Origin of the sequence: Alistipes putredinis DSM 17216, from assembly GCF_000154465.1 — a bacterium.
GTDB classification, from domain to species: Bacteria; Bacteroidota; Bacteroidia; order Bacteroidales; family Rikenellaceae; genus Alistipes; species Alistipes putredinis.
Map to the genome: position 1 here is coordinate 730,361 of NZ_DS499577.1, position 12,867 is coordinate 743,227.

The 12,867-nt window shown below is 44.6% G+C and carries 12 protein-coding genes and 1 tRNA gene; 4 read left to right on the forward strand and 9 right to left on the reverse strand.

What is annotated here, in order from left to right:
• Positions 1 to 188 precede the first annotated feature (188 nt).
• From ALIPUT_RS03465 to ALIPUT_RS03480, 4 genes are all read left to right on the forward strand, one after another.
• Positions 189 to 683: a TlpA family protein disulfide reductase gene (locus tag ALIPUT_RS03465; protein WP_004328312.1), complete on the forward strand. Its 495-nt coding sequence runs from the start codon at positions 189 to 191 to the stop codon at positions 681 to 683.
• Positions 684 to 709: 26 nt separating this feature from the next.
• Positions 710 to 2,482, forward strand: coding sequence for a DUF6029 family protein (locus ALIPUT_RS03470; protein WP_004328314.1), 1,773 nt, complete (start codon positions 710 to 712; stop codon positions 2,480 to 2,482).
• A 194-nt stretch (positions 2,483 to 2,676) separates the two neighbouring features.
• Positions 2,677 to 3,621 carry an Omp28-related outer membrane protein gene (locus ALIPUT_RS03475; protein WP_231290534.1) on the forward strand — a complete coding sequence of 315 codons (945 nt, stop codon included), beginning with the start codon at positions 2,677 to 2,679 and terminating at the stop codon, positions 3,619 to 3,621.
• Positions 3,622 to 3,831: 210 nt separating this feature from the next.
• Entirely contained in the window at positions 3,832 to 4,881 is a 1,050-nt protein-coding gene (locus ALIPUT_RS03480) for an Omp28-related outer membrane protein (RefSeq protein ID WP_004328317.1), read from the forward strand.
• 141 nt (positions 4,882 to 5,022) lie between these two features.
• On the opposite strand, the gene ALIPUT_RS12970 is transcribed toward ALIPUT_RS03480, so the two are convergent.
• The 9 genes from ALIPUT_RS12970 to ALIPUT_RS12045 all read right to left on the reverse strand — a co-directional run bounded on the left by ALIPUT_RS12970 (position 5,023) and on the right by ALIPUT_RS12045 (position 12,835).
• Entirely contained in the window at positions 5,023 to 5,181 is a 159-nt protein-coding gene (locus ALIPUT_RS12970) for a hypothetical protein (RefSeq protein WP_004328318.1), read from the reverse strand.
• Positions 5,168 to 5,749 carry an ATPase gene (locus ALIPUT_RS03485; RefSeq protein ID WP_004328319.1) on the reverse strand — a complete coding sequence of 194 codons (582 nt, stop codon included), beginning with the start codon at positions 5,747 to 5,749 and terminating at the stop codon, positions 5,168 to 5,170. The genes ALIPUT_RS12970 and ALIPUT_RS03485 overlap by 14 nt, the downstream gene beginning before the upstream one ends.
• 462 nt (positions 5,750 to 6,211) lie before the next feature.
• Positions 6,212 to 6,283: transfer RNA gene (locus tag ALIPUT_RS03490), tRNA-Thr, on the reverse strand.
• A gap of 874 nt (positions 6,284 to 7,157) precedes the next feature.
• Positions 7,158 to 7,649 carry a hypothetical protein gene (locus ALIPUT_RS03495; RefSeq protein WP_004328322.1) on the reverse strand — a complete coding sequence of 164 codons (492 nt, stop codon included), beginning with the start codon at positions 7,647 to 7,649 and terminating at the stop codon, positions 7,158 to 7,160.
• 15 nt (positions 7,650 to 7,664) lie between these two features.
• Positions 7,665 to 10,358 (reverse strand): leucine-rich repeat protein, encoded by a 2,694-nt coding sequence (locus ALIPUT_RS12040; protein ID WP_004328323.1) that lies wholly within the window; start codon positions 10,356 to 10,358, stop codon positions 7,665 to 7,667.
• A gap of 13 nt (positions 10,359 to 10,371) precedes the next feature.
• Entirely contained in the window at positions 10,372 to 10,788 is a 417-nt protein-coding gene (locus ALIPUT_RS03505) for a hypothetical protein (protein WP_004328324.1), read from the reverse strand.
• Between the two features lie 426 nt (positions 10,789 to 11,214).
• The gene (locus tag ALIPUT_RS03510; RefSeq protein WP_004328325.1) at positions 11,215 to 11,493 is read right to left on the reverse strand and encodes a hypothetical protein; all 279 of its coding nucleotides are present in this window, start codon (positions 11,491 to 11,493) and stop codon (positions 11,215 to 11,217) included.
• A complete protein-coding gene (locus ALIPUT_RS03515; protein ID WP_004328326.1) occupies positions 11,475 to 11,876 on the reverse strand; it encodes a DUF6908 domain-containing protein in 402 nt (133 codons plus the stop codon). Before ALIPUT_RS03515 ends, ALIPUT_RS03510 begins: the two co-directional genes overlap by 19 nt.
• Before the next feature lie 422 nt (positions 11,877 to 12,298).
• On the reverse strand, positions 12,299 to 12,835 hold the full coding sequence (locus ALIPUT_RS12045) for a hypothetical protein (protein WP_004328327.1): 537 nt from the start codon (positions 12,833 to 12,835) through the stop codon (positions 12,299 to 12,301).
• Positions 12,836 to 12,867: the final 32 nt, after the last annotated feature.

The window sequence follows — 12,867 nt, forward strand, 5'->3', positions numbered from 1 at the left end:
TCCGATTCCGCCGGACCGAATGGGCGACGGGACGCAGGGAACGGGTTCTGCGGCCGGATCGTCAGTAAAAATGGAGCGGATTTTAGATGACCTATTAAAAAAAATACTATATTTGTCCCATTGGTCTGTTGTCACGAAGAAAATACCCGTTCGTGGCATTTTAATGTAAATTTCAAAATTATTGAACTATGAAAAAAATCTTTTGTCTGACGATTTTGGCTGTCCTGTGCACTTTCGGCGTTGCATCGGCACAGCAGTTTCCCAGTGTGCAGATCGAAACCCAGGATGGCAAGACGATCGACACCAAAACCCTGATCGACGGCAAGACCCCGGTCATCATCTCTTTCTGGTCCACCACCTGCAAGCCCTGCATCAAGGAGTTAGACGCCATCAGCGAGCAGATGATCGACTGGCTGGACGAAGCAGACTTCCGGGTTGTGGCTGTTTCTGTCGATGATTCCCGGTCTATTTCCCGAGCCAAGGCTCTGGCGGCCAGCCGCGGTTGGACTACCGATTTGATGGTGGCCTACGATAAGAACCAGGACTTCAAGCGTGCATTGAACGTGAATGTAACTCCCCACGTGTTCATCTTCGACAAGGACGGAAAGATGGTGTATTCGCACACGAGCTATCTGCCCGGCGGTGAGATGGAGCTGATTCAGAAGATCAAGACCCTGCAGTAGTCCTGTAATTCCAAATTGAGCGACGAATGAAGCGACTTTTACGAATCACGGTCCTGTTCTCCGTAACCTTGTTGTGGTGGGGCGAAAAGGGGTATGCTGCAACTCCGGCGATGGACGCAGCAGAGAAAGAAACGGTTTCCGCAACTGTTGAAGCGGAGGCGGATAAGAAGGACCCGAAATCGGATAAAAAATCCGACGAGCCCAAACGCAAGCGGAATTTGGGTCATTTGAGCGGCAGTTTCGAAACCAATACGATCTACTATGTGGAGGACAGCAAGACCGGTGCGGTCGTTCCTCACAACAGTTACGGTTCGAACAACTTCCTGAAGCTCGACTACCAGTTGGGGCGTTTTTCGGCCGGCGTGCAGCTCGAGTATTATCCCCATCCGCTGGTCGGGACTCCGATGCAGGGTTATGAATATGTGATGGAAGGTTTCTCGATCAATAACCTGACTGAGAAGTATATCTCGTGGACGGACCGCAACTACTCGGTGACCGTCGGCGACTTTTACGAACAGTTCGGCAGCGGGTTGATCCTCCGTGCTTGGGAAGACCGGGCTTTGGGCTTCAACAATTCGCTGGGCGGTGCACGGGTCACGTTCAATATCAAGGACATCGTGGAAGGTAAGGTGCTGTATGCCTTCCCGCGTTTCAACCTGGGATACCTGTCGACCCAGATTGCCGGTGGCGACCTTTCATTCTCGCTTTCGAATGCCATCGGCTTGCTGGATCACCGGCTTTCGCTCGAGGGCAGCATCGTCAACCGGCATTTCAAGAACCTGCCTTCGTGGTACACCGAGTATCGGGACGATTATGATTTCGACCTTTCGAAGAACGTAATCAGTTATTCGGGGCGTGTCAATTACGAGTACAGGGGACTGTCGGCCAAATTCGAGTATGTAGGCAAAAGCAAGGATGTCTATCTGGACAATATGACCGGTGAAGAGGTGTTCAAGCGCGGTGACGCACAGTTGTTCGAAATCGGTTACACCGGCAGCAATTATGCTGTGATGGCGCAGTTCCGCCGCCTGAACTACATGCAGAGCCAGCTTTACCGGCCCGACGGCGGAAGCGGCAGTTTGGGCCTCCTGCCGGGCAATACGATCAATTACATTCCGGCCCTGAGTCCGCAACATACCTATATGCTGGCCGGATTGGATCCTAACAGTCCCCAGCAAAACGGAGAGATCGGCGGTCAGATCGACGCGTTTTACACGTTCAGGCGCGGTACGGCCATCGGTGGCAAGCGCGGATTGAAGATCCATGCGAATTATGCCCGCTATTATTCCATCAACGGGACGATGAGTAAACCCGGAACCAATTTCTACTACCGGGATTTCTCGTTCGACATCGATAAGAGTTGGAACAGCAAACTGCGCACGGTTCTTTTCGTGTCGTTGCAGAAGAATGCGATGCACGGTGGGGAAGACGTCATCCGCCAGAATGTTTTCGTTGCGGACGTGACCTATAAGTTTACGCCGAAATTCTCGTTGCGGGCCGAGCTTCAATATCTCTATGCGCCTCATGCGGAGGGTTCCAAAGAGGTGGATGGTGACTGGGTGGCCGGATTGCTGGAAGCCAGCTTCGCCCCCAAGTGGAGTATCTTCGTACAGGATATGTACAACCACGGCGGTTCGGAGATCAACTACTACTCGGCGGGCGCCAGCTTCACCCACTCGTTCATTCGCATCGCATTGAGTTACGGACGTAACCGCGCAGGGTATATCTGCTCGGGCGGTGTTTGCCGCGAGATGCCGGCTTATACGGGCGGTAATCTGGCGATGACGCTGACTTTCTGATCGTGAAGATTCTGATCGTCGAAAATTCCCGTATGTTTGAAAATCTAAGAAAGAGAAAAATCAACCAAAATTACTGAAATTATGAAAGGACGAACTAAATTTTCAACTATTTCATCGCCTGCATTGCGACGCTCTCTCTGGCGACTTTCGCAGCGTGCAGCGACGATGATCCGGAGACTCCGTCCGGCAAATTGGTGCTGACGGCGAGCGCTTCTTCTTTTGTCGCCGGTGAAGGCAACGTGACTTTCATGGTGACGTATGACGGGGAGGATGTGACCTCGCAAGCAGCGATTACCAATGTGACGACCGGTGAACCGGTGGAAAACGCTGCGTGGACCACGACAGAGATCGGCGAGTACAAGTTCCAGGCTGTTTACGACAGCTATACTTCGGATCCCGTTACGGTAAGCGCCATAGACAAAAACAAAGACAAAGAGTTCTATCGCTACGTACTGCTGCTCAAGTTTACGTATATGACGTGCGGGAATTGTGTTACGGCACAAGGATATTTCGATGCGCTGGATGAAGCGGACCGTGACCATTTTCTGGTCGTTGCCGCCCACCAGCCTGAAGGAATGCCAATGGATCCTTATTGGTGTTCGGAGGGGATTAGTTTGAAGAGTAAGATGAAAGTAGGTGTGTATTCTACTTGGTCTTATAATTTCGAGGATTTGGTTGTCGGTATCGGAGCGGGTGCCATTTCCAAAACTTCGATCCGGCAGCAGATCAGTCATGCGGAGAAAACCTATCCGGCCGTTTGCGGTGTGAAAGCGACCTCCACGCTCGAAGGTTCGACGGCTAAGATCGAGGCGACCGTTCAGTTCCAGCAGGCCGGTAATTACAAGATCGCTTGCGTGCTGGTTGAGAATAATATTGAAAACAAGGAGACGTACAATACTTTCAACCATGTTTTGCGTGCGGCCCAGACCGATATGGAGGGCGATGCCGTTACGCCGGCCGTAACTGCTCCGGAGGAGCGTACGTTCAATTTCGAGGCGACGATCGGGGAGGACTGGAATGCCGAGAACTGCGCCTTCGTGGTTTATGTATTCAAAGAGGAGGCCAATGGCAAGTATATTGTCAATAACGGTGCTGAATGTACTGTTGATGGTTCTGTGGATTACAGATATGAGTTGTAGGATATAATTTGTATAAAAAAATCCTTTGCTAGCAACAGTAAAGGATTTTTTTTATATCTTGCAATGTGTTAAAACTTTAATTATTGTTAGAAGTTTTTTTTGAAAATGTTGAATTGTAAGAGAATATTATCTTTCAATAGATAATGAGTAACTTATACATTTTTACTTTTGATTTTTTCATCCAATTTTAACCTTTAATCAATAATAACTATGAAATGGCATTTTAATTTCTTTAGATTTGCTGTCATGTGTGCGGCTTTTGTTGCCCTTGCCGGTTTTATGGCTTGTAGCGACGACGATTCCGAATCCGGCCCGGAACTTGTCTTGTCAGCGAGTACCTCTTCGTTAGCGGGGGGAGGCAGCGTGACATTTACGGTGGCTTTTGAGGACAGGGATGTAACCGCCGAGGCCGTGATTAAGAATGTAACCTCTGGCTCTGAAGTTCAGAATGCCACTTGGACGACGAATGTGGCAGGTACCTATGAGTTCCAGGCCGCATACGATGGCATGTTGTCGAACGTCGTTTCGGTGAAGGTAGAATCTGACTCGGAATCCGATGCTTTTTACCGACATGTGTTGTTGACGAAGTTCACGGCGACATGGTGCGGGCCTTGTGCGCAGGCGCAACGGTATTTCGAGCAATTGAAACCGGAAGAATCCGAACGTTTCCTGGTTGTCGCCGCACACCAAGGGGACCGATTGACTGTCCCGGTAGGGAGCGCACTCGGTGCGAAGTTGGGGTATCAGTATGTGCCGACTTGGAATTATGATTTTAGAACAGTCTTTGAAAGTGTAGGTACGGGAGGTATTACGGCGACGTCGATCCGTAACCAGATCAAGAGTGCTATGGAGGAGTATCCGGCCGTTTGCGGTGTGAAGGCCGAGTCGGAACTTGACGGGCAGACAGCAAAGATTCGGGCGACGGTAAGGTTCCAACAGGCCGGTAATTATAAGATCGCCTGTGTGCTTACCGAAAATGATATTCAGAAAACTAACAATGAAACGCTACCCGTTTTCAACCATGTTCTGCGGGCGGCACTTACGAATATGGAAGGTGATCCGATCGCTCCTGCCGTTGCGGAAGCCGGTGAGCGCAGTTTCGATTTCGAGGTCTCCCTGAATAACGGCTGGGATTCTCAGAATTGCGAATTTGTTATTTACGTGTTCAAGGAAGAGGAGGACGCTGCCTTTATTGTCAATAACGGGGCCGTATGTCCCGTCGGCGGGAAAGTCGATTATAAATATGAGTCCGTCGAATAGTTGCGGTTGTATATAGAGAAAACAGAAAAGCCGGGATATTCTCGGCTTTTCTGTTGCGATGCTCTTTCGCATTCCGGATACATGTAAAAAATCCTCGACCGTATGGCCGAGGATATAATCGCTGCTTTAGTGTAAGCGGTGTTATTTGAGGTCCTTGGCTTTGAGGCGGACGATTTTTCCATCCCGGACAACGACCAATTCGCCATCTTCTTTTTTGACTTTTTCAATCAAACGCTTACGGGCAAGCAAAATTCCGGCGTTGATTTTCTCCTGCATCTGCTTGATCTCAATTTCGCTCATAATCTGCAATCGTTTTATAGGATAACGTATCTTCGATATGGGTTGTTATGTCTTTTCCTCCCAATGCGATGATTCTGATCTGCTCGTCAGCCGAACTGTTGTCGTAGATCGCCCAATAGTTGCAAAGGGGAATATAAAGAGCGGTCAAATTCTTTATCCCATTGGCATAGCGGCGACGAATCACATCCGAAGGAATATTGTGGCCTCCCTCTCGCACACGGGTCGCGACGCGTTCGATAGCCTGTTCGGGGGTCGGCAACCAAAAATAGAGCAGCGTCACGAAGTAACCTTTTGCTTGTGCCCGTTCTATGAACTTTACATAAGAACGCGTGGACAATGTCGTTTCAAAAGCAAAATCCGACCCTTCGGACAGCAGGTCGTCCATCCGTTGAAGCATCAATCGTCCTGCTTCGATCGCCACGCTTTCCGGGTTGAACGGCGACAGGCCTTTCGCTATTTCATCCGCATTGACGAACTCCTTGCAGCCGAGCATTTCGGGTAGTACGGTATAGGACGCAGTCGTTTTTCCTGCACCGTTGCAGCCCGCTATGATATATAGTTTTGGCATATCGTATGGACAAAGATAGCTAATTTTACGATTACAGGCTGTTTTACTGTGATAAAATAAGACGAATCAGCCCCAAAGGTCAATTTAGGCCTTCTGTCAAAGTTTGTTCGTTGGTCGTTCTATGAATTGTTTCGGATATTGCTCGTTGGAGCCATCCGGTGGGAAACGAAACTCTTTCTGCTTGTCCTCTAACGATGTATCGCCGAATATAACTGTATCGCTTTTAATATGGGCTTCGAAAAGATTGAGGTATGGTTCATCTGTGAATCCAGGCCATTTTTGTAGGTCCTGTCAGCTTTTTTGAATGGCTTTGATTTTCATTTACTTGCGTGTTGTGCAAGCAATCGAGGGTAGCAGATTCGGGGTACAACAATACAGCACAAACAGCTTTTCAACCCCTTTTTTCGCTGTGCAGAAACAAAAAAGCCAGCAGTTACATTTCTGTAAGTCGCTGGCTTTCTGAGCCGAAACCGAGATTTGAACTCGGGACCCCTTCATTACGAGTGAAGTGCTCTACCGCTGAGCTATTTCGGCCTTTCGCTGAAAGTCAGTCGGTTATAAAGTTTGAAAATGTGGATTTGGGCGCAATGTGTAACATTATGTGTAACATGACGGCCTGCGTTGTTTGCAGTTAAACAATATTGAATTAGTTGATTATTTGATAAATAGAAAAAGTGACAAACTATGTCGAAAGGGTAATTATATAGCCCCTCGTTTTTAGTCTGTCACTTGTCATTGTCAAAGGAAAAACGCCGCATTTTTTCGACCCCTCTCCTTAACCTTTATAGATACGATGCAATTCAACTCCACCGAATTATTTTGCAAATTGCATCAAATAGTTTTCGCAGAATCCCGCTAACGGGAATTTCACCATCTCGTCCCGTCCGTCGGGCGTGGTGTAATGAAATAATATAGTGTTCGCTCTGACAAGGCAGTCGAATAAATTTACCGTTTCGCTCATGCCCTCCATCTTCATCTCGTTGGCGATTATTATTCCTATTATATCGTTTATCTCTTCAAGGTCGCTTTTCCACCCGATTATTCATTGTTTGTTCTTTACAAGTGCGATTTCGACGGGTTTATTTATGTCCGCTGTTTCGGGAGAGAAAACAAAGTAAAACATTTCGGGATAAATCTCATTTTGGGGCTTTATGACAATTAAGCCTATTCCCTCTGTCTTGCTCCATTCGACCAACTTGCAAATAGCTTGTTTATCCTCTCATGTTTTGGTCATTCATTCTGTTTTCGGTTGTTTGTATCTGTTCATTTTAGCTAAAATTTAATTGTTGTTTATCTTTATAAAGATAAGATTATTAGTGAAATAAACAAAACGAAAAAGTGACAAACTCTGCAAAAGGGTCTTATAAATTAACCTTTTCACAAAGTCTGTCACTTTTAGAAACCTTTGTTATTTTGTTGCTTCAAGGCAAGCAATCAGAAATTTATTCGCATTTATGAAGTTATCCTTTTGCATCGGCAATGATGCGATGGCTTTTTCTCCATGAAATAGATTGTTACGGTATCTGTAAATAATCATGATGATGGCTTTAATAATATCACATGAATTATTGGTTAGCCCTAATAAAACACGCTGAATAGAGGTCGTATCATCATTATTTCTCAATCGCAATCTCATGAATCGCTCGTTTGTAGAACCGTTCGTTATATATCTCCTTTGTAAGTATTGTAGTGTTTGATTGAAAATATCGGAAGTTAAATGTATGTTCTGAATATTGCGCTTATTTCTTCCAAAATTACATTTAAACCATTTCGCTTCAAATAAATTCCATAATATTAAAAAGTTCCGCACCTCCACATATTCTTCTGTATCGAGAGAAATGTGCAAATAATTGTCAATCCATTGTGATATTTCAGACGTATTTTTACTTTTATTTTCCATAATGCCGAAACGCTTTTATTCATCTAATCCTGTAATGCTTGCAAAGTTGTTCCAGCCACTTTTTGCTTTATAGGCATCGGCACAACCCGAAGGTACTTTCAGTACCGAATAAGGATTTATGCCGCTAAAAGCATCTCTTCCGCAAGTCGGCGGCGTCTCTGTGCCGATCTTGAATAATCGCAGTTCAGAATCCCCATCAAAAGCACTCTCTCCGATTGTCTTAACCTGCGTACAGGCAGACATATCGACGGTCATTAGATTCTTTAATTGGCCAAAGGCGCCATAATAAGAAGAACCACCACCCCCGATAGTTTTCAACTGAGAACCTTTCTCAAAAGTTACTGTTGCTAAAGAGGAACAACCCTTGAACGCTGCCGCTTCGATCGTTTCTACGCTGGCAGGAATCTCAATGGAGGTTAATGCCGTGCAGTCCGCGAAAGTACCAGAAGAAGGATAACCTCCCTCGATAGTTTTCAACTGAGAACCGTTTTCAAAAGTTACTGTAGCCAATGAAGAACAGCCTTTGAATGCTGACGCTTTGATCGTCTCTACACTTGCAGGAATCTCAATGGAGGTCAATGAAGAACAGTCTTTGAATGCTGCCGCTTCGATCGTTTCTACGCTGGCAGGAATCTCAATGGAGGTTAATGCAGTACAATCCGAGAAAGCGCCAGAAGAATAAGAACCACCACCGATAGTTTTCAACTGAGAACCGTTCTCAAAAGTTACTGTTGCTAAAGAGGAACAACCCTTGAATGCTGCCGCTTCGATCGTTTCTACGCTGGCAGGAATCTCAATGGAGGTTAATGCAGTACAATCCGAGAAAACGCCATAATAATTAGGTTCAGAATAGCCACCACCGATAGTTTTCAGTTGAGACTCTTTTTCAAAGGTTACAGTTGCCAGTTTGGAACAACCCTTGAATGCCGATGCTCCAATCGTTTCTACACTGGCAGGAATCTCAATAGAAGTCAATGCAGTACAATACGAGAAAGCGCCATAATAAGAAGAACCACCACCGATAGTTTTCAGTTGAGAACCTTTTTCAAAGGTTACAGTTGTCAGAGAGGAACAGCCCCAAAACACAGCAGTTCCAATTGTTTCTACGTTGGCAGGAATATCTATCGAAATCAAAGATGCACACTGTTCAAATGCAGAATTACCGATAGTTGTTGCATTTGCAGGGATTACAACGGTTTTCAACTTACTTTGATAAAACATTTCTTCCCCAATCGTTATTAATGTATTTGGGAGAATCAGATTCTCAACATTTGTAGACTTATAAAATGCTTGTATTGGTAATGCTGTAATATTTACCTCTGCAATATCGAGGTTTTTCAGATTGGGCATCATGCGATAGATAAACAGAAAATCAACATCGTTCAGCACGCCTGTAATCTTCAACGATTCGATATTGGCATAATCATAACCCGCCAATTCATTTTCCAGTTCACCTTTCGTTTCGACATGAACCTCGGTACACGTTCCCAATTGTCGAAAGATTATTGTTTGCAATATCTTGCCTTGTTCATCTTTCAATGCTACCGTCGTATAGCGTTGCATCCCCTCGTTAGCAGTTACCTCAAAAACAATCGTATCTTCCCGTAAGGCTCGTGTTTCGGGAGCCAGCGATAGCCACGACTGGGCATCTTCAGGAATCTCTATGGTGTAATCCAAATTCGTTGTCAATTTGATTTCCTGTGTACCCCCAGCAGAAGTAGCATTAATAGAGTTATCTGCTATATTGATTTGCCCCTGCATGCAATTCAGCGACACCATAACGGTACGATAGGAACCGTCATTAGCAAACACAAGGATTTCACTTTCTACAATTGGATTAGGGGCTGTAATCGTAATCGTTCCCTTATCCGTAGAGGTCGCATCTACCTTGACTTTCCATCCATCCTGTGCAATGGCTTTGACAACCGTATTTTTGGTTGCATCCGTAATTGTGTAGGAAATCGTTTTGCTCTCGCCTCCATTGAGAATGGCTATATCCGTCGTATCGAATGCAATTGCAAACTTTGAATTATCGCTTTTAGGAATCGTGATAACAGAATCGTCCTCCAATGTGAAATAGACATTATCATTATCTTCCGTTACACTTTTGAAGATGCCATTCGTTCCGTCCTTGCCATCGACACCATCTTCTCCATCCGTCCCGTCTGCTCCCGTTGCTTGCCCTATATCCGTCCAAGTTTTACCATTATCCATTGAAAGCATCCAGCGACCATTTTCTATTTTCAGTTGTGGTGTAATGCCATCTTTGCCATTGGTTCCATCCTCGCCATCAACTCCGTCCTTGCCGTCTGTTCCTTGTGCCTTTACCTTATTTCCCTTTTCATCGGTCAGCCATTCACCATCAAGTGTCCAATAATAGATGCCGTCCGTGTCTTTCTTCACACCAATAATAGGAGCGTCCTCGCTATTTTTCCCGTTTTTAATTGTAGCAGTAGAACCATCTGAAAAGTGGATAATGTAACCATCGGATATTTGTTCAACTTTGGAAATCGACAAATTATCCTGCAATGCTTCTACAATCTTCTGCAACGATGAAATATTGGTGTTCATCTGTTTGCAGAGTTCCTCCAGTTTGGCCACACGATTTTCGAGGTCATTCAAATCATTGCGCAATGCGCTGTCGTCGTACTTATCGCCACAACCAAATAGCAATAAGCCACACATGAGTAAGGATAATAGTTTTTTCATAAGTAGATGATATTTATAATTTAGTGTGTTTCAATAAATCCAACATTGCCCAAAATAAGTCGCAACGAATATGCCCTCCCATTGTTTGAGTTCCTATTGTGGAATAGTCTTGGAACGTGAAATTCTTGCCCTCTTTCTTAATAAGCCCATGCGCAAAAGCATTTCTAATATGTCGCATTAAATGATGGGCCTTATCATTAATTTTTGTTCTTTTATCTTGATGTGTTGAGAACCAAAAGAGATAAGGTAGTTTTGACCTCTTATTTTTAAGTGCAATATGATTCGTTGCACAAAAGGCGATTAATTTAGTATCATTGAGGTTATAATTCCCGTATTTATTTTTGATATTCAATTCATAATCGCAAACAAAATCATAAAAGGAATTTATTTCCTCTTTGGATAGATTGTTGATATTTATTGTTTTACCCATAAAATGAGTATTACATCCGTATCAACTCCTACTGCGGTGGGTTATAGGCAAAAAGAAAGTGTGGAGTTGTTCGCTTATCCAAATAGAGGTTCTGACAAAACCTTAGCACAAATAAGCAAATCTCCACACTTGGCAGTATATATCGGGATGATATATAGCTACACAAATGAAGAGTGTCTGTCTTGCTTACTCTCGTGCTAATTTTGAAACTGTCAGATTTCTATTTGAGAGTAAACGCGAAACACTTTCACGTTACTAATATGTCTGCTACCTGTTCGGTAACGACACAAAGATAGAAAATGTTTCTAAAAGACAGAACACTCTATGGAAATTTGCTGTGCTTTTATTGTGCAAAGTTCTTGAAAACAAAGTTTCTATCCAATAGTCGGGAGTATGGAATCGAAACTTTGTTAGTTGTAAGTTGGGTTAATCGTTCCCGCAAATTTCTTGTATTACGCCGTCCATGTAAATCGCCTGCCCGCTGGATTGTCTGCCCCACCAGAAGCAACCGTATTCCTCGATGATAACCTCGCCTTGCTCTTTCAGCCGTTCAGCCAGCCAAGAATCAATTAGCCACCATTCCATGACATCATCCACGAACGGATAAAGATATTCTTCGGAAATAAGGTTTGCCCGTATCATTTCCTCGATAACCGTGCTTTGATTCTTCAAAACACAATTCTGTACTATTCGTTGCGCATCCATTGGATTTCCAGTTTTGAGGTTAGTTGCAACAGCCAACGGTTTACGAAACATGCTAAATTGTGTTGGTCTATTTCGTTGCGAGGTATTAATCCCTCTACCGTCGGTGTGGCGCAACATTTCTCGATTTCAAAAAAATCGTTGATGTAGTGGTAAGGGATAAACTGCCGTTTAATGGTGTTGAAAGCAAAAATCACTTCGGGGTCACGGAAAAGAACGCCATTTATTTCGATGTGCTGTGTCAGCGAAATAAGGTTGTACTTTCCGATGCAGTCAGTCAGTTTCACATGGATTGTCTGGCTTGCATTTTTGATTTTCAGTTTTTTAGCCCGCACGGCTAACAAGGCTTTCAGAATTTCTGTCGCCCTTTCATTTAATGTTTTCATGGTCTGTAAAGTTTAGAGTTATTCCCCATTACTTGTAAAAAGATAACTCCATTCATAACCAACTAAAAAGGCGGCATATCTCCATGTAAGAATAGCTTTCCGATTCTATATAATGCAAATAATTCTATGCTGTTATATGGTTTCGGGCATAAATAGGGAGCGGTCTGTTTTATGTGGAATCCTATTATATGTAATGGATAAAAATTCGGTTTTCCATCTGAAAAGGGGGAGGGGTGAAAAATAGGGATTGTCCGCTCGGTCGGGGTATATGTACCGAAAAACTCCGACCGACTTTTCAGCCAATCGGAGTTGCGATATTATTCCGCAGCAATCTTTTTCCTTGCAACGAGTTTATCCCTTATGATGGTGTAGCACTCGGTGTTCTTGCCGTCGATGTTCTTATAACCTTTCGCGGTATCGAATCATTGGACAATATCCGTCGCTTTTGCTCTGCGCTCAACCCCCAAATCGTCGTATATGGTCTGCAATCTCTCTTTAATGATTTTAGAGGGTATCGCCTTTCCGTGGGGCAAATCGGCATTTATCCGTTTGACGATTTTATATGCGAGTTCGTCCGCCGAGCATTTAATCAGTTCGCGCCGTATCTGCGTCTGATTGTATTTGAGTTCCCGCACCCGCTCTGTCCCCAATATCTCAAAGGCTTGTTTTACCAACGGGTTCCGCCGCTCGATAAGCGATAATGCGAACACGTCCGTCGAAAAAGGATTCGTGTCGGACGCTTTGAGTTCGGCGTATCGGTCGAACAACTCCTTAAACGGTATCTTGGCTTTGGCGTTCTTTTCCAACTTGGTCAGTCGGATGTCATGCCGTTCGGCGGCTGTTATCTTGTTGTCGTTACGCTCGTATTCCGTAATAAGGTTACGGCTGTCGGCATAAATCTCGGCATAGTTGCGGAAATTCAGCAGTTCCAATTTGATTCGGTTGCGGTCTATGGTCATTGTATCGGTATTGATGTATTTGTTATTGGTGT

Coding starts and splice junctions, on each gene's coding strand:
- ALIPUT_RS03465 (WP_004328312.1), top strand. CDS start 189: ATGAAAAAAATCTTTTGTCTGACGATTTTGGCTGTCCTGTGCACTTTC.
- ALIPUT_RS03470 (WP_004328314.1), top strand. CDS start 710: ATGAAGCGACTTTTACGAATCACGGTCCTGTTCTCCGTAACCTTGTTG.
- ALIPUT_RS03480 (WP_004328317.1), top strand. CDS start 3,832: ATGAAATGGCATTTTAATTTCTTTAGATTTGCTGTCATGTGTGCGGCT.
- ALIPUT_RS12970 (WP_004328318.1), bottom strand. CDS start 5,181: ATGAGCGAAATTGAGATCAAGCAGATGCAGGAGAAAATCAACGCCGGA.
- ALIPUT_RS03485 (WP_004328319.1), bottom strand. CDS start 5,749: ATGCCAAAACTATATATCATAGCGGGCTGCAACGGTGCAGGAAAAACG.
- ALIPUT_RS03495 (WP_004328322.1), bottom strand. CDS start 7,649: ATGGAAAATAAAAGTAAAAATACGTCTGAAATATCACAATGGATTGAC.
- ALIPUT_RS12040 (WP_004328323.1), bottom strand. CDS start 10,358: ATGAAAAAACTATTATCCTTACTCATGTGTGGCTTATTGCTATTTGGT.
- ALIPUT_RS03505 (WP_004328324.1), bottom strand. CDS start 10,788: ATGGGTAAAACAATAAATATCAACAATCTATCCAAAGAGGAAATAAAT.
- ALIPUT_RS03510 (WP_004328325.1), bottom strand. CDS start 11,493: ATGGATGCGCAACGAATAGTACAGAATTGTGTTTTGAAGAATCAAAGC.
- ALIPUT_RS03515 (WP_004328326.1), bottom strand. CDS start 11,876: ATGAAAACATTAAATGAAAGGGCGACAGAAATTCTGAAAGCCTTGTTA.
- ALIPUT_RS12045 (WP_004328327.1), bottom strand. CDS start 12,835: ATGACCATAGACCGCAACCGAATCAAATTGGAACTGCTGAATTTCCGC.